Source organism: Sulfuricurvum sp., from assembly GCF_023229695.1.
Lineage (GTDB): Bacteria > Campylobacterota > Campylobacteria > Campylobacterales > Sulfurimonadaceae > Sulfuricurvum.
Genome location: NZ_JALNYS010000006.1, coordinates 141,827 through 164,614, shown reverse-complemented (window position 1 = coordinate 164,614; position 22,788 = coordinate 141,827). Strand labels below are relative to the sequence as shown.

At 46.1% G+C, this 22,788-nt stretch carries 27 protein-coding genes and 1 pseudogene; 6 read left to right on the top strand and 22 right to left on the bottom strand.

Annotated elements, in window-relative coordinates; all coding sequences use genetic code 11:
• Nucleotides 1–332 (top strand): annotated as a pseudogene (locus tag M0P91_RS05935) (hypothetical protein); the annotation flags it as partial.
• Nucleotides 333–362: 30 nt separating this feature from the next.
• Here the strand turns inward: M0P91_RS05935 and M0P91_RS05930 are convergent.
• The gene (locus M0P91_RS05930; RefSeq protein WP_295065616.1) at nt 363–1,862 is read right to left on the bottom strand and encodes a radical SAM protein; all 1,500 of its coding nucleotides are present in this window, start codon (nt 1,860–1,862) and stop codon (nt 363–365) included.
• 119 nt (nt 1,863–1,981) lie between these two features.
• On the opposite strand from M0P91_RS05930, the gene ppsA reads away from it, so the two are divergent.
• Nucleotides 1,982–4,372, top strand: coding sequence for a phosphoenolpyruvate synthase (ppsA, locus tag M0P91_RS05925; protein WP_295065614.1), 2,391 nt, complete (start codon nt 1,982–1,984; stop codon nt 4,370–4,372).
• Nucleotides 4,373–4,472: 100 nt separating this feature from the next.
• On the top strand, nt 4,473–5,849 hold the full coding sequence (locus tag M0P91_RS05920; RefSeq protein WP_295065612.1) for a sensor domain-containing diguanylate cyclase: 1,377 nt from the start codon (nt 4,473–4,475) through the stop codon (nt 5,847–5,849).
• A 27-nt stretch (nt 5,850–5,876) separates the two neighbouring features.
• Here M0P91_RS05920 and M0P91_RS05915 read toward each other — a convergent pair whose 3' ends face one another.
• The 3 genes from M0P91_RS05915 to M0P91_RS05905 all read right to left on the bottom strand — a co-directional run bounded on the left by M0P91_RS05915 (nt 5,877) and on the right by M0P91_RS05905 (nt 7,236).
• The gene (locus M0P91_RS05915; protein ID WP_295065610.1) at nt 5,877–6,053 is read right to left on the bottom strand and encodes a hypothetical protein; all 177 of its coding nucleotides are present in this window, start codon (nt 6,051–6,053) and stop codon (nt 5,877–5,879) included.
• A gap of 134 nt (nt 6,054–6,187) precedes the next feature.
• Nucleotides 6,188–6,403, bottom strand: a complete 216-nt coding sequence (locus M0P91_RS05910; protein WP_295065608.1) for a hypothetical protein — start codon at nt 6,401–6,403, stop codon at nt 6,188–6,190.
• A 2-nt stretch (nt 6,404–6,405) separates the two neighbouring features.
• Nucleotides 6,406–7,236 carry a DNA/RNA non-specific endonuclease gene (locus M0P91_RS05905; RefSeq protein ID WP_295065606.1) on the bottom strand — a complete coding sequence of 277 codons (831 nt, stop codon included), beginning with the start codon at nt 7,234–7,236 and terminating at the stop codon, nt 6,406–6,408.
• A gap of 113 nt (nt 7,237–7,349) precedes the next feature.
• Here M0P91_RS05905 and M0P91_RS05900 point away from each other — a divergent pair, with 113 nt between their 5' ends.
• Together M0P91_RS05900 and M0P91_RS05895 are read left to right on the top strand one after the other, a co-directional pair.
• Nucleotides 7,350–7,925 (top strand): hypothetical protein, encoded by a 576-nt coding sequence (locus tag M0P91_RS05900; RefSeq protein ID WP_295065604.1) that lies wholly within the window; start codon nt 7,350–7,352, stop codon nt 7,923–7,925.
• A 297-nt stretch (nt 7,926–8,222) separates the two neighbouring features.
• Nucleotides 8,223–8,513 carry a hypothetical protein gene (locus tag M0P91_RS05895; protein WP_295065603.1) on the top strand — a complete coding sequence of 97 codons (291 nt, stop codon included), beginning with the start codon at nt 8,223–8,225 and terminating at the stop codon, nt 8,511–8,513.
• 75 nt (nt 8,514–8,588) lie between these two features.
• Here the strand turns inward: M0P91_RS05895 and M0P91_RS05890 are convergent, their stop codons facing one another.
• The 4 genes from M0P91_RS05890 to M0P91_RS05875 form a co-directional block, all read right to left on the bottom strand.
• The gene (locus M0P91_RS05890) at nt 8,589–8,975 is read right to left on the bottom strand and encodes a PIN domain-containing protein (protein ID WP_295065600.1); all 387 of its coding nucleotides are present in this window, start codon (nt 8,973–8,975) and stop codon (nt 8,589–8,591) included.
• Nucleotides 8,959–9,210 carry a hypothetical protein gene (locus M0P91_RS05885; RefSeq protein ID WP_295065598.1) on the bottom strand — a complete coding sequence of 84 codons (252 nt, stop codon included), beginning with the start codon at nt 9,208–9,210 and terminating at the stop codon, nt 8,959–8,961. Before M0P91_RS05885 ends, M0P91_RS05890 begins: the two co-directional genes overlap by 17 nt.
• Nucleotides 9,211–9,474: 264 nt before the next feature.
• A complete protein-coding gene (locus M0P91_RS05880; protein WP_295065596.1) occupies nt 9,475–10,248 on the bottom strand; it encodes a hypothetical protein in 774 nt (257 codons plus the stop codon).
• Nucleotides 10,160–10,798 (bottom strand): hypothetical protein, encoded by a 639-nt coding sequence (locus M0P91_RS05875; RefSeq protein ID WP_295065595.1) that lies wholly within the window; start codon nt 10,796–10,798, stop codon nt 10,160–10,162. Before M0P91_RS05875 ends, M0P91_RS05880 begins: the two co-directional genes overlap by 89 nt.
• 159 nt (nt 10,799–10,957) lie before the next feature.
• On the opposite strand from M0P91_RS05875, the gene M0P91_RS05870 reads away from it, so the two are divergent.
• Complete coding sequence (locus M0P91_RS05870; protein WP_295065593.1) at nt 10,958–11,347, top strand: 4Fe-4S dicluster domain-containing protein; 390 nt, start codon at nt 10,958–10,960, stop codon at nt 11,345–11,347.
• A 388-nt stretch (nt 11,348–11,735) separates the two neighbouring features.
• Here the strand turns inward: M0P91_RS05870 and M0P91_RS05865 are convergent, their stop codons facing one another.
• The 14 genes from M0P91_RS05865 to glmU all read right to left on the bottom strand — a co-directional run bounded on the left by M0P91_RS05865 (nt 11,736) and on the right by glmU (nt 22,763).
• The gene (locus M0P91_RS05865) at nt 11,736–11,900 is read right to left on the bottom strand and encodes a hypothetical protein (protein WP_295065591.1); all 165 of its coding nucleotides are present in this window, start codon (nt 11,898–11,900) and stop codon (nt 11,736–11,738) included.
• A 243-nt stretch (nt 11,901–12,143) separates the two neighbouring features.
• Entirely contained in the window at nt 12,144–12,428 is a 285-nt protein-coding gene (locus M0P91_RS05860) for a hypothetical protein (RefSeq protein WP_295065589.1), read from the bottom strand.
• A gap of 273 nt (nt 12,429–12,701) precedes the next feature.
• A complete protein-coding gene (locus M0P91_RS05855) occupies nt 12,702–12,872 on the bottom strand; it encodes a hypothetical protein (RefSeq protein WP_295065587.1) in 171 nt (56 codons plus the stop codon).
• A 2-nt stretch (nt 12,873–12,874) separates the two neighbouring features.
• Nucleotides 12,875–13,174, bottom strand: coding sequence for a DUF2442 domain-containing protein (locus tag M0P91_RS05850; RefSeq protein ID WP_295065585.1), 300 nt, complete (start codon nt 13,172–13,174; stop codon nt 12,875–12,877).
• On the bottom strand, nt 13,155–13,391 hold the full coding sequence (locus tag M0P91_RS05845) for a DUF4160 domain-containing protein (protein WP_295065583.1): 237 nt from the start codon (nt 13,389–13,391) through the stop codon (nt 13,155–13,157). The genes M0P91_RS05850 and M0P91_RS05845 overlap by 20 nt, the downstream gene beginning before the upstream one ends.
• A gap of 206 nt (nt 13,392–13,597) precedes the next feature.
• Nucleotides 13,598–13,861, bottom strand: a complete 264-nt coding sequence (locus M0P91_RS05840; protein WP_295065581.1) for a type II toxin-antitoxin system RelE/ParE family toxin — start codon at nt 13,859–13,861, stop codon at nt 13,598–13,600.
• A 763-nt stretch (nt 13,862–14,624) separates the two neighbouring features.
• The gene (locus tag M0P91_RS05835; protein ID WP_295065579.1) at nt 14,625–14,912 is read right to left on the bottom strand and encodes a hypothetical protein; all 288 of its coding nucleotides are present in this window, start codon (nt 14,910–14,912) and stop codon (nt 14,625–14,627) included.
• A gap of 115 nt (nt 14,913–15,027) precedes the next feature.
• On the bottom strand, nt 15,028–16,908 hold the full coding sequence (gene htpG, locus M0P91_RS05830) for a molecular chaperone HtpG (RefSeq protein ID WP_295065577.1): 1,881 nt from the start codon (nt 16,906–16,908) through the stop codon (nt 15,028–15,030).
• A gap of 110 nt (nt 16,909–17,018) precedes the next feature.
• The gene (truA, locus tag M0P91_RS05825; protein ID WP_295065575.1) at nt 17,019–17,747 is read right to left on the bottom strand and encodes a tRNA pseudouridine(38-40) synthase TruA; all 729 of its coding nucleotides are present in this window, start codon (nt 17,745–17,747) and stop codon (nt 17,019–17,021) included.
• The gene (locus M0P91_RS05820) at nt 17,744–18,766 is read right to left on the bottom strand and encodes an LptF/LptG family permease (RefSeq protein WP_295065573.1); all 1,023 of its coding nucleotides are present in this window, start codon (nt 18,764–18,766) and stop codon (nt 17,744–17,746) included. The genes truA and M0P91_RS05820 overlap by 4 nt, the downstream gene beginning before the upstream one ends.
• Nucleotides 18,759–19,508, bottom strand: coding sequence for an A24 family peptidase (locus M0P91_RS05815; protein WP_295065622.1), 750 nt, complete (start codon nt 19,506–19,508; stop codon nt 18,759–18,761). Before M0P91_RS05815 ends, M0P91_RS05820 begins: the two co-directional genes overlap by 8 nt.
• Nucleotides 19,508–20,188: a polyprenyl diphosphate synthase gene (gene uppS / locus M0P91_RS05810; RefSeq protein ID WP_295065571.1), complete on the bottom strand. Its 681-nt coding sequence runs from the start codon at nt 20,186–20,188 to the stop codon at nt 19,508–19,510. Before uppS ends, M0P91_RS05815 begins: the two co-directional genes overlap by 1 nt.
• A complete protein-coding gene (gene coaBC, locus M0P91_RS05805) occupies nt 20,185–21,459 on the bottom strand; it encodes a bifunctional phosphopantothenoylcysteine decarboxylase/phosphopantothenate--cysteine ligase CoaBC (protein WP_295065569.1) in 1,275 nt (424 codons plus the stop codon). The genes uppS and coaBC overlap by 4 nt, the downstream gene beginning before the upstream one ends.
• Entirely contained in the window at nt 21,459–22,763 is a 1,305-nt protein-coding gene (gene glmU / locus M0P91_RS05800; protein ID WP_295065567.1) for a bifunctional UDP-N-acetylglucosamine diphosphorylase/glucosamine-1-phosphate N-acetyltransferase GlmU, read from the bottom strand. Before glmU ends, coaBC begins: the two co-directional genes overlap by 1 nt.
• Between the last annotated feature and the right edge of the window lie 25 nt (nt 22,764–22,788).

The following is a 22,788-nucleotide window of genomic DNA, read 5'->3' as shown; positions in this document are numbered from 1 at the left end:
CGGGATGGAAAGAAGAGAAGATTATCGAACGGCTAAAAGGGTATAAGGGGAAAAAACTGAACCAATACGGATTCGGAAATATGATGACCGGGCAGGCGACCAAATTGGATGAATCAGAGATGAAAAAAGTGGCCCATTATATTTCTAACCTTACTTCGCCTCAAGAGGAAGTGACGGACACTAACACTACCGAAGAGGCGGTGACCCCGGAGCAACTTGAATATAAAAAATTTATACGTGAGTATTTTATCGCAAATCCGAAATACGGAGAGATTCGACAGGCAAACCGTTTATGGGAAGAGAAAAAAATGAAAGAAAATAGTGCCAAATAAAAGAGGAGGGTGATAATTCCCCCTTCCCCGTTACATCCGTTTCGATTGGCGCTTGGGGGTAATAAAACCGGGTTCGGTCCGTTTATTTTCCAAAAAGAGGTTTTTAAGGGAGGCTGAGAGTTTTCTCCCCGGCGTTTGTGCGATATCTTCCAAAAGGGTTGTTTCAATGAGGAGAGGATCGTAACGCTGTTGCAGATAGAGATACAACAGTGCAATCTGCCGATCGAGTGATATTTTCCAGGTTGAAAGCGTTTGGGTATAAATCCACTCGCTAAAGCTATAGAATCCTTCAAATACTTTTCCCTCTTCCCAGAGCATCTTTACCGATTGGTTAAAGTTTCCGCTGTTGTAGTAGATATCCCAAAAGCGGGCGAACCGTTTCATCTTCTGGATTTGAATAAAACTGAGATCATTATTCTGGAGTATGTCATAAGGGGGGATGTCACTGTAGATCATTCCATACATCTCATCGTGTCGAGAGAGCGTGGTACCGGAGAGATTTTTAAGAATTCCGATTTGAATTTCACTGCGGGTCAGAGAACATAGGGTATCAAGATTGCGTCCGAACCCTTCCATACTCTCTCCCGGGAGTCCGACGATCAGATCGAGGTGCATATGTGTCGAGGTGCCGGTTTCCAGAAACGTTAGATTTTCAACGATTTTTTCAAGACGCAAAGGACGGTTTATCCCTTTGGCAATCACCGGATCAAGGGTTTGTATTCCGATCTCCAGCTGGAGCGATCCGGGAGGAAAAAGGGAGATTTTGGATTTGAGAAGATCCGGAAAATGGTCGGGAATTACTTCGAAATGGGCAAAATAGGGGGGCTCTTTGGAGAGGAAAAAATCGAGAATCCGATTGGCAAACGACATATTGAGGTTAAACGTACGGTCAATAAATTTAAAGCTCCGGGCACCCCGCTGCCATAAAACTTCAAAGGCTTCGAGGAGGTGCTCTAGGGGAAAGTTTCGCACTTTTTCATCGATGGAAGAGAGACAGAATTCGCATTCAAAAGGGCAACCCCGTGACGCTTCGACGTAGATATAGCGATGGGCGATATCTTCGTCGCTGTAGGCGCTGTAGGGGAGATGGATCTGTTTTAAATCGGGGAGCGGTGCGCGGATAAAACGCTCCTCAGGAGCGTTTTTGTCAAGTAAATTGCGGCACAGTTGATAAAAAACGGCTTCCCCTTCACCGCTGATGATGTAGTCGGCACGATCAAAATTGACCCGATGGGGGAGATAACCGGCTTCCGGACCTCCCAGAACAATCAGCGTGGAGGGAGAAACTTTTTTAACGACCTCGATGAGTTGCGCTGTTTCGGAAGCATTCCAGATATAGACTCCGATTCCGATGATTCGCGGAGCGTGTTCGAGTAATCGCTCGGCAATGCTTTGGATTTGTTCGTTGATTGTAAATTCGAGAATCATTGAATCTTTTTTCAATTCGTTTAAATTGGCATAAAGACAACGTAATCCAAGTGAGGTATGGACATAGCGGGCATTGAGTGTTGTAAGAATAATAGGTGTCATGGATGTCATTTGGGTATTTAAATAGATTTTATTATAGCGGAAATATCTTTGAACCGGGAGTGGGGGAAGGTTAATCGATTTTTGTGCTATTCTTATGGCACTAACTGCGGGGGGAGAAGATGCATTATATTCGTCAATTGGATTCGCTCAATTTGGAAGATATCGCTTTAGTCGGGGGAAAGAACGCGAGTTTGGGTGAAATGATCGGTTCGCTCAAATCATTGGGTGTCAAAATTCCCGAAGGATTTGCGGTAACCGCCCATGGGTATCGGGCATTTATCGAACATAACCGGTTTGAACCGCAGATTCGTGCACTACTGGAAGGAGTTGATATTACCGATATCGAATCGCTTAAAAAGTGCGGAGAAGCCATTCGTATCGTGATGCTCTCGGGAAAAATGCCCGATAGGCTCCAAGCGGAGATTGTGCAGGGATACCGTACGATGGAAGAGTTATACGCAGAGGTATCGGTCGATGTTGCGGTCCGCTCTTCGGCAACGGCAGAAGATTTGCCGGATGCAAGTTTTGCAGGACAGCAGGAGAGTTATCTCAACATCCGGGGCGAAACGATGCTGATCGAACATGTCAAACGGTGTTTCGCCTCCCTCTTTACCGATCGTGCCATCAGTTACCGTCACAGCCGTGGATATGACCATTTTAAAGTGGCCCTCTCGGTAGGGGTGCAAAAAATGGTGCGCAGTGATCTCTCCAGCAGCGGCGTAATGTTTACTATCGATACTGAAAACGGTTCGGAAAATTTGATATTGATTAATGCAATCTGGGGACTGGGTGAAAATATCGTCGGGGGTAAGGTGAACCCGGATGAATTTTATGTGTTCAAGCCGACATTGAAAGAGGGCAAGACGACCATCTTGAAACGTCAACTCGGTTCTAAAGCATTGACGATGGGATACGATGAGCGTCATCATACGATTAATGCGGCAACCCCGAAAGCGTTGCAGGAAAAATTTTCCATTAACGACGAAGAGATTGCCGTATTGGCAAAATACGCGATGATTATCGAAGAGCACTATACGCTCAAAGCGGGGGAATACCGCCCCATGGACATCGAATGGGCCAAAGACGGTCTCAGCGGAGAGATTTATATCGTACAGGCCCGTCCGGAAACGGTGCAGAGCCAAAAGCTGTTTGATAATATCTTGGAGCAGTACCGCCTTAAGGAAGAGTCTGCCGTACTCCTCAGCGGAAAAGCGATCGGGGAGAAAATCGGTTCGGGCAAAGTCAAGATCATCCGTTCGCCTCATGAAATCGAGCGGTTTAATGAAGGGGAGATATTGGTTGCCGATATCACCGATCCCGACTGGGAACCGATTATGAAAAAAGCCTCCGCCGTCATCACCAACCGTGGGGGGAGAACCTGTCATGCGGCTATTGTTGCCCGTGAGATCGGGGTGCCGGCGGTTGTCGGAACCATTAATGCGACCAATCTCCTCTACGACGGACAAGAGGTGACGGTAAGCTGTGCGGATGGGGAAAACGGGCAAATTTATGAAGGATCTCTTGAATTTGAGATCCTTCAGACCGATTTGGGGACCTTTCATTCGACCAAAACAAAACTCTATATGAATGTCGGAAATCCCGAAATCGCCTTTAAAGTGGCCAAGCTTCCCAACCACGGGGTTGGGTTGGCACGGATGGAATTTATCATTTCCCATTATGTGAATGCCCATCCGATGGCTTTGGTCGAGCTCTCTCAGGGGAAAAAAGTGGAGGATGCAAAAGGGGTTGAAAGCGCGATGCGCGGATACGATGATCCGAAAACTTTTTTTATCGACAAAATTTCCGAAGGGGTAGGGATGATCGCGGCAGCATTTTATCCCAAACCCGTTATTGTCCGAACCAGCGATTTTAAGTCGAATGAATACAAATACATGGTCGGCGGGAGTGTATATGAACGGGATGAAGAGAACCCGATGATCGGTTTTCGGGGTGCAAGCCGCTACTATTCACCCCAGTACCGCGAAGCTTTTGTCTGGGAGTGTGAAGCCCTCAAGCGCGTGCGCGATGCGATGGGACTTACCAACGTTAAAGTGATGCTCCCCTTTGTCCGTACCCCGGAAGAGGGGAGAAAAGCGATTGGGGTGATGAATGATGCGGGATTGGTGCAGGGGGAAAACGCTCTGGAAATCTATGCGATGTGCGAGATCCCCTCTAATGTTATTCTGGCGGATCAGTTTTTGGAAATATTCGACGGTTACAGTATCGGCTCAAACGATTTGACCCAGTTGACGCTGGGGGTGGATCGTGACAGCGCCTTGGTGTCGTCGGTTTTTGATGAACGTAACGATGCGGTGACGCGGATGTTGAGTATGGCGATACGTGCGTGCAAAGAGCGGGGGAAATATATCGGTATCTGCGGTCAAGCCCCCTCCGATTATCCGGAAATCACCCGGTTTCTGGTCGAAGAGGGGATTGACTCGATTTCACTCAATCCCGACTCACTCCTGAAAATGGCGCAAGTCGTCAGCGCGTTCGAAGCTAAATTATAAGGTTGTTCTGGAAAATGGAATAATATGTTCGATTAAAGCTATTATAATTATAATATAATCTTTTATTGTAAACAAATGAAAATAGTAAGGGTGCGTAGGTATGATAAAAATTATAAACAGTGAAGAGTTTTCCTATTTTTTACGAGTCCATCGAAATGAAATTATAAAAATCTGGATGAATAAAAGTGAGGTACAAAATGTACTTCATCGGCACTCTTTACCCGTGATTGAAAAAAATACCCACCTTTTTTATCAGTTTTGCGACTGTTATATCAGTGTCATAGAATGGCGCGCGACTATTTCGGAGTGCCAGATAAAAATTGATTTTTTGCAGTTGCTCAATCACTACAATGTTACGGTCGCCGATCTTTTTACCCTGATCACCAAATTGAAAAATGCGATTGAACAGATTATTTTTGAAAACGGGAACCTCTCTTTTGCCTTGCACAGTGAAATTGATTTTTTGACGTTACAAATGGCCAATGATTTGGCATCTAATTTTGAAAACATCATCAGCAGCAACCGCAATTACAAAAGTGAAAATTCGAATCTTTTGGCAGAATACAAAAAAGCGGTTGATTTAAGTAATATCGTCTCAAAAACGAATCCAAAAGGGGTTATCACCTATGTTAACGACCGGTTTTGTGAAATCTCCGGATATGTGCGCGATGAACTGATCGGCAAACCCCATAATATTATCCGTCATCCCGATATGCCAAGAGAAGCGTTTAAAGAGTTGTGGGACACCATCAAAGCAAAAAAAAGTTGGAACGGCGTGGTTACCAATATGAAAAAAGACGGGAGTCAGTATATCGTCGACACTACTGTCATACCGATATTGGATGTTGACGGAGATGTTTTGGAATACATTGCGATCCGACACGATATCACCGAATTGGAAGAGACGAAACAGCAGTTACGCAATATCAATAAAGCGATGAAGCATAAAGTGGATGAACTCTATTCGATGACCAATAGATTGGAGCAAAAAGCGTACAAAGACAATCTCACCGGAATCAATAACCGGGAAAACTTTGATGATATTTGTAGTACGGAGATGAGGCATTCAAAGCATAACGATCAACCCTTAAGCCTGATCATTTTTGATGTGGACCATTTTAAACAGGTAAATGATACCTACGGGCATCAAGCCGGCGATGATATCCTGATAGATCTGGTACATCTGATTGAAAACAACATCAAAAACGGAGATATTTTTGCACGGTGGGGGGGAGAAGAGTTTGTGATTCTGACCCCGGCAACCGATGAAGCGGGTGCTTATAATTTAGCGGAAAAGCTGAGGAAACTGGTTCAATCCCATACCTTTGCCTATGTCGGAAAAGGGTTGAGCCTGAGTTTCGGGATTGCTCAATTTACCGCTGAAGATAATAAAAGGACCCTTTTTGAAAAGGCGGACGGAGCGCTGTACGAAGCGAAAAAGAACGGCAGGAACCGGAGTGAGGTCTACCATCCATAATAAAAACTAGCTTTAGGGGATGTTCGATCAGGAAAATCTTCTACGCATCATTTTATAATGGACAAAAGCCACTATTCCAAGAGCCGTTAAGAAAACGGTAAATCGCAATGTATCCAATCCGGCAGATTTGGCTCCGATAGCAAATCCAAACAGGAGAAGGAGAAACAGTGTCGTGAAGCGGGAAAAAAGTTTGGGTGTTTTCATGAATGGGGCTTTCTTAAAAAATAGAACAACCATATCGGCACTAAAAATATTTTCTGAAGTAAAACGTGCTGTATTGTGGAGAGTAAGAACCGCTTTTCAAAACGGATTTTCAATTTTTTCCGCCTCTTTGATCGTTATTTGATCGGGTAAGTTTCTATCCCGTTTAAGGGCATCAATCGAGGCATCGATAAGGCGTTTGAGTTGTAACGCCGATTCAAGCCCGTGGCGGTCTTTGGTAGGTCCAAAGAGCCGTACAGCGAGATGCGGTCAAGACGATTTTCGACCGTCAGATTACCGATAAGGAAAGAGTCAGTTTCATTTTCGTATGCCATAAAAGGTTGCGTGGGCATGGTTAGAATATCCATTTCAAAAGAGTTTCTAGTAAATGGATTATATCCTTATTGGTAAGATTGTTGTAAGAGCTTCCATGACGTTCTTGCGGATCGGGCAAATCCATTGCCTTTTGTTTGGCGGAAGGGGTCATTTTTGGAAAGAGTTTCAGTCCCGATATCTGCTCGAGTTCAAAGATACTGACCACTTCATAATCGCCGGTCGGGGCATTGCTGACCAGATAGGCCGCTCCCCGGCCGCTTGAGGGATCGTAGATGGCTTTGTATAGTTTTGTGGGGACCAATACTCTCCCGCCGATCCGTTTGACTTGTGAACCGCTGAAAATGGGTCCGGTGATGACGTAAAGTTCCCCTTTCTGATTGGTCAGATGGCGCGTCGCGCTTTCGATGGCCGACCATATTCCCCGATTGTTTTCCCCGTTTTGGGGAATCATATTGGCAAGGGTAAAACACTCGTGCTGTGATTGTTTCGTCCCCATATCGGCTGAAGGGGCCATGTGCCCGCGATCATACCCTGATCGTGCATAATCGGAGAGTTCAGCGCGCTCATCCGCGTTTAACTGATCGTCGGGATGAAAATCGTTCGTCCGTTTGCTCTTATGGCGCAACCCTTGTTGGGTCAGATGTTCGGCGCTCCATAAGGGGGTACGGGAGATTCCGGAGTGCATGAGCGCAAAGGAGCTATAGCAGAGCTCTTTGGTTTTCGGAAGGAGTTTGGTATTGAGAATATCGGGAGCCTCATCCCCGTAATAGAGCCCGCTGCATTGTGTCGGGGCGGAAAATAATGCGGTTGAGAGCAAAAGCGATGCGATGGGTAAGAGAAATAATTTCATGGGTGAATTTTACCATTATTTTCTTGTTTCACGGCTCCTTTGAAAACGTTTTGATCATCAGTTTGATTGATATATAATAGCTATAAGATTTCACTATAGATAAGCGGACCGGAATGAAAAAAAAGATAGTCGAACGGTATGAACGAAGCGAAAATAATGAGATCATTATTAATATCTCAGCCCATAAAATAGAAGATTTGTATGATGATTTTGACAAAAAATCCCATTTTTTAAAAAAGGATTTAAACCGCCATCTGGTTGAATATATTATTGATAGCGTATCGGAGATAGACGGAGAATCGTTTTTAATTGAATTTTCTTTAGAAGAGAAATCCACGGATGAGGCAATATCAAGAGTACGTAATAGTGTGAAAAACTTTTTTCTCTATATCAAAGAGTTGAAACTTAAAAAAATGAAAGAGATGATTCGAACATCGATCATTCTTCTTTTTACGGGTCTTGTCATAGCGGGAATGTCGGTATTGATGAATGAGAATGAATGGGCAAAAGCAAGTATTCTTGGCGGGGTGATCGCCGAGGGGCTGACGGTAGCCGCATGGGTTTCCCTCTGGGAAGCTCTGGCTACCTTTTTAATCAAATGGATGCCCTATCGGAAAAAAATAAGGCTTTATCAGAAAATATCCGAATCAAAAGTGATTTTTAGTTTTGTAAATGAATCGGCAGTTTGATAATTTCCTTTTTTGTTTTCACGCGTTAAAGAGCCGTTTTGTCACAAAATCGCGGATATCTGTGATGTTACGCACTTTTCGCTCAAAGCCCGTAAAGTGGCAGGGACTGGCGTCCATACAACCCCCTAAAGCTACCCGCATCTTTCGGATGCGCGAGAATAATGCCCCATGTTGCACTTTCTAAAGCAAGGTGCGTAACATCAGATACTCTCTTCTGTAGTGGAGTAAAAAGGTCTGTTGTCATGTGTACTATCGCACTGGAACGATAAATGAATACATGAGGGTAAAAGGTTTTCCATGGCACAAACCAGCACCTCCCCGAAAGTCATACTGCTCAAAGGCAACGGAGGGATCACGGTCAATAGTGAGATGATGGAGCTACTGACGATCACCCTCGCACACGGATGCATCGGTCTGCCGCTGAAGTCGTTGTATGCTGAAAACGTCTACATCGTCGAAAACAGAGAGACATTTTGGGAGATACACAAACAGATCAAAGAGAAACCGTGCTGTTTCGTCCACGGTATCGACGGACTGGATGAAGAGGATATGAAGAAGATCAAAGCACAAAGCGTTACGTTTGTGTAGCTCTCGTGTTTTGCAAACCGCGTAGGCTGATGGTGGATTTGAAGGGTGAAGAGATTATAAAGGAAGAAAAAATTCTCAGAGTGTAAAGTCATTTTTTACATCATTATCAAAACTCAAAATTTTTACACCTTGTAATCGCTGTCTGGCACACAGTAGTGCATCAACAAAATCGATATTTTTGTTTTCAATGATGGATAATGTTTCGAAGAGGATCAGTTTGTCATCATTGACCACCCCCTCTAACGATAAAATTCGCTTGAGATCGTTGATGACCTCTTCTTTGGGAATTTTATAAAATTCGGTAAGGACAAAAAAAGCTTCCATTGCTACCGATTCGAGGATATGAATTTCAATTTCGCCTTTTTCAACCCGCTCGAAAATAGCACTGCTTTGCGCCAAATGCCCCGCGTGATCGCCGACGAGAAAACGGATGATGATGTTGGTATCAATAAGATAGACCATATTTTTCACCCATCGCTTCCATCATGGCCGATTCTTTAGCTGCTGTGAGATCAGCTGCAGCTTCTACACGATCTTTGTATTTACCTGCTAAAGAGAGTATGGAGGCGGAGGATGAAGCAGGGTAGACAATAGCGACGGTTTTGTTGCGCCGCTTATCGACGATACGGATTGCTTCGGTAAGCGTGGTCAAAATAGAGATATTTTTTTGAATCTGTCCGACACCCATGCTGATCATTTCATGCTCCTATATATGGTTATTGTGATTATTATATATAAATAGTGGGTGGTGTGTCAAGAGGAGGGATGTTACGCACTTTTAGCTCATAGCCCGTAAAGTGGCGGGACGGCCCAGCCGGCACTTCGTGCATCGGCTCCTAAGCTAAAAAAGCCAAGCAGTTGGCTTTTTTGACGCTTTTCACCCCTGAAGCTACCCGCATCTGTCCGATGCGGGAGATTACTAACCTTTTCGCACGTGTTTAGACAAGCTGCGTAAGGTCAGTTATTTCAGAGAAACATCCCTTCGGGAGTCAGCCCCCTTTTTTTCTCTTCCCATATGAGAGAGTGGAACGATGAAAAAATCTACCTGTTCAATCGGTATCTCTTTTTTTGCCATCATGTCAAATACCCCTTCGATCTCTTGTTCTTTGACTCCGTTGTCCTGACCGATATATCCAACAGGCGTAGTTGTTTCGGCTAAATAGTATTTTTTACCCTCAACGCTCACATAAGAAGCGGGAGCGGTAATCTCTTTTTCGTTTGCAATATGAATACCAATGAATCCATGATCTTTTGTAGTAATTAAAAGACATGGGTATTGTTTTTGTAAAAGCAACGTAGCCAGTAAAAATGATTTTTCGTCACAATCACCGCCATTTTGATTGATCACATCTGATGGGTTGCGATTGGTGGAGCTCTCTTTGTAGGGGATTTTAAGAACATACTGATATGCTCGATCAACCTCGCAATACGGATTACCGTTGCACCCTTTTGTCAGCATATCTACAAAAGGCTTCATTTCATTATGCTGATACACATCGTATTTGTAAAACCGGTTGTGTATTTTGACCATTCCCTTTCGTTTACAATACTCGGCATCTGTCTCAGGAGGAACATTGGCTTTTGCATATATCGTATAGCCAATCAATGCTGCGATGCTATACAAGGCGATACGAGAAAAAAGACGTTTAATCACCTCCACACCCTCCGCCATCACAGCTTGAATCTCCTCCACAGCCGCTGGAACAACCACTGCTGCATCCGATATGACCGGCACAATACCCATCACCGTATGCGGGAGATGTGGGGTCGTTGCAATCGAGAACATAGTGATAGCCATCAGGGATCATGAGGAGAGCATCGATGGCAAAGATCATCGGTAGACGATCCGGTTTTTTAGGATCGATCTTTTCGTTGACGCAGGCGATTCTCCACGCCCTTTTTATCCCCTCTTGTGCCAGTGTAGGGGTTTTCATAACTTCGGTCGGGGTATGGTGCAAAAAGCGTCCCAGTCCACGATCACAAAACTCTTTGTAGGAGCGGGTAAAGAGGATAAACTCATGCCATGCGACATCAACAACCTGTGAGGGCATGGAGACCATGGTTTTACCTGCACGATGGGTCATAAAAAAATACTCACGTAGGGTATCGAAAACCAAAGTGATATTGTCATCATTTAGATGTGGGTAGCGTGAGAGAAGTTTTTTACGCAATGCGGGATGAAAGCGATAGGTTTCGAGATATTTCAGACGAGAGATTTTAGTAGAGTAGTTATAGATCAAAAGCGCGACACTGAGTAGCACGAGAGCGATGATGATTTTTTCCATCGATAGGTCTTTTTAATAATTATAGCGTGTTTAGATTGTGATTGAATGAGCTGTATTGTGTATGAGGTATTCCCACTGGGGAGAGAACGTGTGAGGAAATTAGAACAGATAATGCAATGTATAAAGTCATGATAGTAGCTAAGTTCCAAGGAGCGATTTATGGCAGTGTTGATCACCGACTCCTGCATCAATTGTGATGCGTGTATCGAGGAGTGTCCCGCGACGGCGATCGTAAGCGCCGATGAGTCACCTCTGCGTAATGGCGAATATACCTATGTAAAGCCCGAAAAATGTATCGAGTGTGTCGATGCCGCCGTCCCGAAATGTGCCGACGTCTGTCCGACGGAAGAGTGTATTGTCTGGGATATGCCCTATATTCCCGAATACAACGGGTATTTCGTCCACAGTGATCGCTATTCGATTCGCGAACATAAGAAAAAGGGGCTGATGTCTCCTGCAGTGAGCCCGATGCCGTGGCGTGAGGGGATCACGATAGAACAGAGAAAAGCTCATGTGAGTATCGGGCAGACGCTGAGGCTCTACAACTAGAGCGAAGGGTACTCGTTTGTTATTTCGCGATGGGCAAACAATCGTTTTTGAAAAAAGGTAGACAGATAGTAATCACCTTGGACTCCTTTTAAGCCTATTTTCCAAACATAAGAGGACTTCATTCATTAGCTTGTAGTGTATTTTTTCAACCGGAATGACATTGGATAAAAGACGGATAAATAGGTTATTAATCTCTAAATTGATTTCATAATCTATTTTTGTTTGGCCATTCATCTCGCTAAGCGTCCAAATTCCTAAACCGGAGTAAATACCGGAATATTTCATGACAAGCTTAATCGGCTCAACACTCTCAGAGAACTCACATAAAAACGGTATTCCGCCGTAGGGTCTGATTTCTATTTGGGAGCCTATAACATCTTGCATAGCATTACGTATTTTGATTTTGAGTGTCGGAGGCCACCAGAGAGGATAAGATGGTATGTCCGTAAGAACCGTCCATATTGGTCGGGCTGAAAAAGGTATCGTAATGGAATTTACGGAATGTATCTGTTTCATTGTAAATATTAGAGACCTTTCTATGATTTGGAATCATTAATCGGCTATTTTGTAATACAGTGCTTCGTCATTTTGATATGTCCTTTTCTTTTTAGAAAAGAAAAGAACGAAAAGGAAAGCACCCTCTCACCAGAACGCTGGCGGTACGCTTGTGCGACCGTGCTCTTGGTGGAGGAATTCGGAACCGTACCCAAATACTCTATGCCAAACAGTGCGAACGCGCATGTGTTCAATGACACGGATTTACTGGAGCAAGATCGGTTTGAATAATATTCAAAGTTTATTTACTATACCTTTTTGTCAGTCTGCAAAAATCGTAAAAATCACTCAGCATCAAATAGCGAAATTCGACATCTTCGAATTGTTTCATCATGATCGGTTCGCCTTGGAGGTAGAATTTCACGTCTTTTTGAAACTCTTTGGGATACTCCAGCTTTTCTGCCTGCAACGATGCGAAACAATCCAGAAAATCCAGAAAAAGATCACTTACGATCTCTTCTTGTTCTTGTGATCGGTGTGCGAGAAAATCGGCAATAGTTTCAAACCTTTCACATATATGTATCAAACAAGGATTCAAGCTTTCTCCCTACGTGCGATTGTTTGAAACGGTATACATAAAGTATTCTATGATAGTTTAAACTATTCCCGCAATCCAACACCTAGAGCCGCTCCGTTGGCAAACGTGCCGAGAGGAGCGAGCGTTTTTGCTCTTTTCAGAGAAACATCCCTACGGGAGCGCTACGCTTGTTTTGCTACTTTTCGAGTACAAAGAGAAAAGTAGAGAGAAAAAGTAGTACTTCCCTTTTGATCAGGGGTTAGAAATATTGATATTGATGATTTAAGTTTCGCCTTCATCAATTTTGACGATATTTACACCTTCGTGATAGGATGACGCGTATTTACCGCGAACACCGTTCCTGAAATCATAGCTTTGAGGAATGTCTATTTCTTCGAGTGGGATGTAAAATTTACCTTGTTCAGCGTTGGTGAAGTCGTATTCTTCTTTCATTGTTAAGCTGATCGGCTATTGAGCCATTTTTGAAACGATTTTTGGCTTTCTCCCGATGGTTTTCCGAGCAAAAGAGCTTCGATGCTGATGTCTTCGTCGATGGATTCGAAATGGATTCCCGAACCTTTACCGATAAAGCGAAAATCATTTCGTTCTGCTTCGGTAGCGTTCAGAAGTCTAGGAAACCATGCCAGCGGAACGGAAATAGTGCGCCCGTCATTCAAATCGACAGAGAGGGTGTCATCGGTAATGATGACGTTTCGCGCGGTGGGAATACTCATTTCATTCATCAAAATAGTCATGCCATGCCTCCACAAATTCTTGGTGGTGTTCTTGGACAGTTTTTAGCATTTCGGAAATCTCTTTCCGGTTGAAACCGCCACTGTTATCCAAACGGACCGGGTCGAGCCAAATTTTTGCGATTTTGTCATCGCGTTCAATATGGATATGAACCGGTTCATCCCTGTCGCCGGAATAAAAAAAGTACCGATAAGGTCCGATTTTTAAAACCGTTGGCAAAATGATCCTTTAAACGTATTGTATCAATTATAGCGCAAGTTTAAAAAGAGTGCTATTTGATTAAATGATTTTCGTGTAATGGGTAAATATTTAAAATATCCCCGCGATCCAACCCCTAGAGGAACGAGCGTTCTTGGATCGCGGTATGCTCTTTTCAGAGAAACATCCCTGCGGGAGCGCTTCGCTTGTTTTGGTATCTTTTCTCGCTAAAGAGAAAAGTAGAGAGAAAGCTTTTCTCGCTCCCAAGCTCCAGCTTGGGAGTGTATACCATTAGTCTGCATTCCCAACGAGGACGTTGGGAACGAGGGAAAAAGCCCATCACCGAAAGCATCGGTGTACGGTTTTCCGAGATTCGGACCATGTTCTTCGATCATCTCGAAGATATGGAGCATTTTTGCCAAAATCTTGGCGGGGAGGGATAGGGTATCAGTTTCAACCGTGTCGTTGAAAAATTCGATAGCCCATTTCATGAGATTATATCAAAAATGATAACTTTTGGAAAGTAACTGTAAATAGAGAGGCTTAGATTTTTCCGCATTATCAACTCCCTTTTTAGAGAGTAGTGTAATGCTTTGGTAGAATGTTTTGAAAATATATTGCAGTATGAAAGATTATTCCTTTTCTTTTTCATAAGAAAAGAACGAAAAGAAAATCGCATTGCGACAAATCGCTGGCGGTACGTTTCGCCCTGCAGCGAACGACCTTGCTCTGGGTAGCGTCGCAAGGCATTAAACTATTTAAAATATCCCCGTGATCCAACACCTAGAGCCGTTACGGAGGCAGGAGTGCCGAGAGGAACGAGCGTTCTTGGATCGCGGTATGCTCTTTTGGTACTTTTCGGCTAAACAGAAAAGTTGGGTAAGTTATTGGATTTTTCTCGCTCCCAAGCTCCAGCTTGGGAGTGTATACCATTAGTCTGCATTCCCAACGAGGACGTTGGGAACGAGGGAAAGAGAAAAGTACAGATAAAGTTTGATGACTTTTAAGTTATAGTTATCACCTGACCCGAATGGCACTTACTTAAGGGAAAAAGAGCCTAAAAAGCCTAATATATTTACTTGTTTATGTGACTCTATTTGGAAGTGAGGCTTTAGCCTCGCCATCGTGCGGGACTGAAGCCCCACTTCCGATTAAGTTTCATTTGTTTTAGTCTCCGAAATAAGGCTTAAAAGCTTAAGTAAGTGCCATTCTCACCTGACCCCTATTTTTTAGGAGAGTGGAAACGAGGGAAATTTATTTTACCCATTTTCCATTTTCTTCGATTATTTTGCATGGCTTGTCGTCTTGTGACAAATGCAGATTGCATCTCTTCAGGGCACTTTCTCTTGCAGATTCTATTGTCTCTTTACCTGCATCCCATGACCATGCTCCACCAGGAGATTGAGCAAATGCACGGTTGTTACCTGCAATCAAATACTCACTCTTGTACGCAATTTTTGCTGCATTATTTATAATGATATCATTAATGGTGTTCCCGAATAAACTGCTAGTTAAAAATATAGCAATACTCAATTTAATCATATAATACCCTCTAAATGTATGAGTTTCTAAATGATTATAGCATAAAATAAATTTTTAATGTGTGTTTTAATGATGTAGAGACTGGATTCCCGCCTTCGCGGGAATAACGGAGAGATTACAGCGCCTTCGCCATAATACGATTCAATCGAGCAATAAACCCTGCGGTATCCGCAAGCGTCTCACCCTCATACAGTTTCGCCTGATCGAGCAACACATGCGCCGCATCGTCGATGAGGTTCATGTCTGCTGAATCGCTGAGTTTTTTGATCAACTCATGGTTCGGGTTGATTTGGAGGATCGGTTTTGGAGCCGGGAAATCCCCGCCCATTTGCCCGAACTGTTTCATCATCTGTGCCATCATGTACCCTTGGTCTTCTTTATCGACTTTTAGACAGACGGCAGAGTCGGTGAGATCAAAGGTCGTTTCGACTTTGGATACGTTCTCACCCAGAGCGTTTTGGAGCTGACCTACGAAGCCCTCAAGCCCTTTAGCCTTCTCTTCGTGCTCTTTTTTCTCCTCTTCGGACTCTTCGAGTTTCGCATCGACGACGTTGACGAATTTATAGTCGTTGTACTCGGTGACCATCGGGAATACGATCGTGTCGATCTCTTCGTTTAGGACGAGTACATCGATCCCTTTGGCTTTGAAACGCTCCAGCGCCGGAGAGTTTTTGAGCATTTGGAGGGACATTTTCGCGGTGATGTAGTAGATCTCTTTTTTCTCAGCATCGACACCTTTGATGAATTCGCTGAACATAACCGGCTCGGCGGAGTTGAGGGTGTTGAGTTTGAGAAGCTCTAGGATTTTTTCACGGTTGCCCATGTCGCTGTAGAGTCCCTCTTTGAGGACGTTGCCGAACTCTTTGTAGAAGGCGTCGTATTTTTCGGTGTCGTTCTCTGCGATTTTCGCCAATTCGCCCAACACTTTTTTGACCGATGCGTTTTTGATCTTCGCCATAACGCGGTTGCTCTGGAGGATTTCGCGGCTGACGTTCAACGGCAGGTCGGCAGAGTCGATCACCCCGCGTAGGAAACGCATATAGGTCGGCATCAACTCTTTTTCATCGTCGGTGATGAAGACACGGTTGATGTAGAGCTTGATACCGCTTTGGTAATCGACGCGGTAGAGGTCCATTGGCGCTTTAGCCGGGACGTAGAAGAGGGTGGTGTATTCTAATGTTCCCTCCGCTTTGTTGTGCATCCAGAGTAACGGTTCGCTGGAGTCGTGGGCGATGTTGGAGTAGAAATCTTTGTACTCTTCGTCGCTAATCTCTGATTTTGAGATCGTCCAGAGGGCGTTGGCTTTGTTGATCTGTTTGTTTACGGTCTCGTTGTGCCCTTTTTCTTCCCCTTCAGCCGGTGCTACCCACTCCTCTTTGTCCATGAAGATCGGGAAGGGGATGTGGTTGGAGTATTTTTTGATGATACTCTCGATGCGGTGCGTCTCCAAAAACTCGCTCTCATCGTCTTTGAGGTGCATGATGATGCTGGTACCGTGGCTGGCGCGCTCTGCAGGCTCGATATCGTATTCAGACCCTGCCATTGAGCTCCATTTGTAGGCTTGCTCTTCTCCGGCTTTGCGGCTGATCACTTCGACACGGTCGGCTACCATAAATGAGGCGTAGAAACCGACACCGAACTGACCGATCAGGTTGGAGTCTTTTTTCTGATCGCCGGAGAGTTTTTCGAGGAACGCTTTGGTCCCAGATTTTGCGATGGTTCCGAGGTTTTCGACCAAATCGGTTTCGTTCATTCCGATACCGCTGTCGGCTATCGTGAGGGTTTTTGCCTCTTTATCGATGATGATGTCGATGCGGGGAGAGAAATCCACCCCTTTGTAGGCTTCGTCGGTGAGGACGAGCATGTTGAGTTTGTCGAGTGCGTCGGAGCTGTTGGAGACGAGCTCGCGAACGAAAATCTCTTTGTTCGAATACAGAGAGTGGATCATAAGATGTAAGATTTGTGAGACTTCAGTCTGGAACTGATGTTTTGCCATGAAGCTATCCTTTTAGGTTAAATTTTGAGCTGTGATTGTAACGAAATAGTATTAATAATGCAAGAAGTATCAAGTATGTTTAGTCATAATCACTAAACTTACTTGAATAATCAATAAGAAATGCGTGTCAGATAAAGGCCGTTATGGGGTGCGGTATCGGTGCTGTGGCGTTTGACTCGGCCCAGCTGTTCGATGAGCTGCTCTTTGGTTGATTTCCCTTCGCTTATGCGCAGGAGAAAACCGACCATCAGGCGGATTTGGGAGCGTAGGAAGCTGTTGGCTTTGAAAACGATGATAAAGTGCCCTTGATAGGAGTAGGCATAAGCCCGATGTATGATACGGGTGTGGTGTTTGACGTCGGAGCCGCTTTTTTTGAAATAATCGAAATCGTGAATCCCCTCAAATGCGCCGATCGCATCGACAATCGCTTCACGGTTCAGCTTGGGTACAAAGGTGACAAAATCGGCTTCAAACGGGTTGGGGATCCCTTCGCGGATGACGTAGCGGTAGGTACGCTGTTTTGCACTGAAACGGGCATGAAACTGCGGATCGGCAATCTCGATCCGGTTGATCCGCAAAGCGGTGGGGAGCTGGAGGTTGAGCATCTCTTTGAGACGGGTCGTATTGTCCCAAAAATCAGGGACGTCAAGGTGAAAAATCTGATGGGTCGCATGGACGCCGCGATCGGTTCTCCCCGAAGCGACCGGGGAAGCGTCGATCTGGAGCCGTTTGAGGGCGATCATCAGAGTGCCGATGACGGTCTGGGGTGTCGTGGCTTGCTGCTGGGAACCCATAAAGGCTGCGCCGTTGTAAGCGGCGGTGATCTTGAGGCGGATCAAAACCGTCTCCCTACCAGGCGGTTGTAAAAGAGATAGGTGATAATGAGCCACAAGAGGGTAACGACCCAGATCGTGTGAAATCCGATCGACTGCTGGAGGATGATCGAGGAGGCGTAAAAAACGATGATCGAGGTGAAGATCCACAGATAGATCCAGCGGTTCTGATGGCGTGCGTGGACCACTCCCAGCGCGACGATCAAAAAGACCGAGATGAGGGGGAAGAGGCTCAGGAGGGAGTTGACCACGAGACGCTGATCTTTTCGTTCGCGCAGTTCGTTGTTGGTCCAGTAATCATACGTGTCGCGGTAGACGATCATGTCGGCACTGAGGACGTCGTTGATGTAGGCTGTTTTGAAATTCATCTGTTTGTAGAGGTCGTCATTGTAGCTGTAGCTCTCACCGTCGGTAAGACGGAGTTTCAGCACCCCTGCGTCGTTGATGAGATCGGCTTGTTTGGCGATGATGAGGATCTCCTCTTTCATCGATTTGTTGAAGAGGGCGACATCACTGAAATTTCGGTTGTCGGGGCCGTTTTTGTTGACAAAAAGCATCCAGTCGCCGAAATGGTGGCCGAATTCGGACGCGGTGAGGTTAAATTTGGCTTCGGCCCTTTTTTGGTCGACGAAATTGCTGGAGATGATTTTGATGTAGGGGGTGACGACCAAAAAATCGATAAACAAAAAGAGCGAGAGGATAAATGCCGGTTTGAAAAGGGTCCGGACGATGTACAAAGGGGAGATGCCCAGCGAAAAGACGACAATCATCTCGTTATCGTTAGAGAGGCGGTAGAGGGTGAGTGCCGATCCGATGACAAACGCGATAGGGAGGGTATAGAAGAAAAGTTCGGGCAATACGAACAAGTAGAGCTCCCCCATCTCCGCAATCGTGAGCTGGATCACCGAGGTGTAGGTGGCCAGTTTGATCATAAAAATGACCGAGGCAATGGCAAACAGCGGCAAAAAAATCGAATAAAAGAGGATCGATAAATTTGAGAGGAGATAGCTGCGCAATTTATCCATACAGCCCCGCCATATAGGTACTGACATAGGTGTCGAACATCAAAACGATCCATGTCGCCATTGCCAAAAAGGGGATAAAGGGGAGCTGTTTGGAATCTTCGCTCTCATCCTGGGTCAGGAGAAGGGCCGGAAGGGCCAGAAGGGCGGAGAGAAAAATGGCCGCCAACGCCAGCTGTACCCCAAGCAATGCCCCCATCGTTGCGGCGATCATAATATCGGCCTCACCCATCGCCTCTTTTTTGAGAAAATAGGAGAGGTAAAAGCGCAGCAGGGTGAATCCTCCGGCAAAAAGGAGGGCGTGGGTGAAGTTATAGCCGAGCTGTACGAGCGAGCCTGCCCCCGCAACGGCGAGGGTGAGGGCGAGGAGATTGAGACTGTCGGGGACCATTTTGTATCGAAAATCGATCACCGAGAGGGCCAGAAGCATCTCAAAGACGAGGGCTGTGGTGAGGGCTTGAAACGATATGCCCAGTTTGAGGGTACTGAAGAGAAAAATCAATCCGCTAAGGGCTTCGATAACCGGATACTGGGATGAAATTTTCGCACCGCAAAAACTGCATTTTCCCCGCAAAAAGAGCCATGAAAAGAGGGGGATATTGTGCCAAACCCGCAAAGGGGTATTGCAGCTCATGCAGTGTGAAGCGGGAAAAGAGATGCTCTCCTCTTTCGGAATCCGAAGGATCAGCACATTCAGAAACGATCCGACCGCCGTCCCCAGCAGGGTGATAAAAATAAGTTCGATCACTGTAAACCTCCGAAACGTCTTTCGACGCCTTTGAATTTTTCGATAATCGCTATCAGCTCCTCTTCGACAAAATCGGGCCAGAGGGTATCGGTAAAAAAGAGCTCCGCATAGGCCGATTGCCACAAGAGAAAATTGGAGAGGCGGTAATCGCCTCCGGTACGGATCAGCAAGTCGACGTCATGGCGGCTATCGAGGGCGTCGCCCAGCGATTCTACCGTGATGGGAAGCGAATCGCGGTTCAGACGTTCGGCTGCCCGGGCGATCTCATCGCGTCCGCCGTAGTTGAGAGCGAGGCTTTGGATCAGTCCGGTGCAATGAGAGGTTGCTTTTTCGACGCGGGTGATGGTTTTGCGCAGCGAAGCCGAAAAAGGGGAGAGATCGCCGATCGGTTCAAAACGGACATTCTCTTCAAGATAGATGGGGAGCTCTTTTTTGAGGTAGCGTTCGAGCAGTTTCATCAGAAACTCCACTTCGAGTCGGGGGCGCTTCCAGTTTTCGGTACTGAAGGCATAAAGGGTGAGCCGTTTGATTTCGGGATGATTGGAGCAAAAGGTGGTAATGGTACGAACCGTTTCGGCCCCCTTTTCATGCCCTTTAGTACGGTTTAACCCGCGCAAGGAGGCCCATCGGCCGTTGCCGTCCATGATGATGGCGATATGGGTGGGTAGATTGCTCATAAAGACTCGGCTTGTTGTAAAATTTTTTCGGCAAGGTCAAATTTACTATGGCGGCCCAAATCGATCTCCTTCTCTTTGCTGATAAATATAATGCTATTCTCTTCTCCGCCAAAGCTTTTGGCATCGTCAAGAAAATTGTAACAAACCGCATCGACCTCTTTTTGCGTCAAAAGGGCTCTGGCGTTATTGAGCCCCTCTTCGCTATCCATTTCCGCTTTAAAAGCGATGGTGGTAACACCCTCCCGATCCTTGGAAAGCGTGCTTAAAATATCCGATGTCTGTTGGAGTTCAATTTGCCAATTCTCCCCTAACATCGATTTTTTAAGCTTCCCTTGTTGCGGAAACTTGGGGGTAAAGTCGGCTACAGCGGCGACCATAAACAAAAAGGGGCGTTTTTGTATCAGTTTGATCGCTTCGGTCGTGTTCAGTGAGGCTTTGCTCATCTTCCCTTTTTTGGCGACACGAAGTGCATCTTGGGTATATTCCAACATCTCTTTGGCATCATCTACGTCGATTGTATAAATGCTTTTCGGAAGCCCAACGTTGCCTTTGGTGGTGATGTAGCATACATCCGCCCCTTTGAGGTAGAGGGAGAGGGCAATGGCTTTTGCCATTTTTCCCGAAGAGAAGTTGGAGATATAACGCACTTCATCTATTTTTTCCCGTGTCCCGCCGCCGGTGATCACCACACGTCTGTCTTCCCAAAATGGGTCTTTGAGCACTATTCTTGCCGTTTCGAAAAAGATGTCATGCGGTTCGGCCATCGCTCCTTCTCCTACGACTTGACAGGCAAGCTCTTTGGTCTGGGTAGATACCACTTCATAATTGGCGATGGCGAGCATTTTTATCGAGGCTTGAATCATCGGATTTTGGATCATGTTGGTATTGGCCGATGGGGCGATCAGTTTTATGCCGCTGAAGGCAAGGGCGCACTGGGTGAGGATCGTGTCGGCGATTCCGTTGGCGAGCTTGGCGATCGTGTTGGCCGTGGCGGGGGCGATCACCATTACATCGGCCCACTGGGAGGTTTTGATATGGTTGAAATCATCCGCCCAGGATTCGTTGGTATCATCGAGAACGCGGTTGCGGCTGAGTGCCTCAAAACTGAGCGGAGTAACGAATTTTTTGGCGGCAGGGGTCATGACGACCCGCACCTCGGCTCCCGCTTTAATGTAGAGGCGGAGAAGTTCAAGTGCTTTGTACGCCGCGATCGAACCGGTGACACCGAGGAGGATTTTTTTACCCTCCAGAAGGTTGGCTGGGATGACCATTAAAGACCTTTAGCGAAAAATTTGGTGAAAAAGCCGGCCAATTTTCTGACCGGTGTACGGCTGATAATGAGGATATCTCCCTCATAGCTCCCCGACGTGACGGTAGTTCCTGCGGCAATAATGACGTTATCGGCGATGTCGACCGGAGCGACCAGCTGGGTATCGCTGCCGACGAAAACATTTTTACCGATAATCGTCCGGTATTTTTTCTTTCCGTCGTAGTTGCAGGTGATCGTCCCCGCACCGATGTTGGTCCCCTCATCGATGAGTGCATCTCCCAGATAGCTCAAATGTCCCGCTTTTACCCCCGTCAGGGTCGATTTTTTGACCTCGACGAAATTGCCGATGTGGGTTTCGGCAATCAAGGATTGGGGACGGATATGGGCCAGCGGTCCGATATCGGAGTTGCGGATCGTGCTCTCTTCGATGACGCTGTGGGCTTTAATGTGGGAGTCGGCGATGAGGGTGCTTCCGCAGAGGCGGACGCCGTTTTCAAGGATACACTCCCCCTCGAACGTGACCCCCTCTTCGAGGTAGATCGTGTGGGGAAGCTGCATGACGACCCCCTTTTCCATCCACTCGCGGCGGAGGCGATCCATCATGATCATTTCGGCATTGGCCAGATCGTTTTTGGAATTGACCCCTTTGAACTCCGCTTCATCGACGCTAAGGGGGGCGATGATCATCCCGTCGCTATGGGCCAGGGCGATGACGTCGGTGAGGTAGTACTCCCCTTGTGCGTTGTTGTTGGTGAGTTGGGGGAGGTAGCGGTCCAGAACATGATGTTTGAAGGCATAAACCCCGGCATTGACGGTATTGATCTGTTTCTCTTCATCGGTGGCGTCTTTCTCTTCGACGATCCGCTGCACTTTTCCCTCTTCAATGACGACGCGCCCGTATCCTCGGGGGTCTTCGAGGGGGATGACCGACATGACGATGTCGCTGCTGGCGTTCATAAAGGCATCCACCGATGCGCGGGTGATGAGGGGCATGTCGCCGTTGAGAACGAGGACGTTTTCGTATCTGGCCTTGACCCCCATCATTGCGCCGCCGGTGCCGGGGAAGTTTTCGGAGTCTTGAGTGACGAAGGTGATTCCGGTGAAATATCTCTCCATTGCATTGATAACGGCATCTTTTTGGTGGGCAACAACAACGATGATGTCATCCGTGATGGCACGTGAGGCTTTGATGCTGAAATAGAGCATTTCCCGTCCGCAGATTTCATGAAGTACCTTGGCTTTCGGGGATTTCATTCGGCTCCCTTTGCCGGCGGCGAGGATAACAATGGAGAGGGGTTGATTCATGGTGGCTCCTAAAGAGAGGGATAAT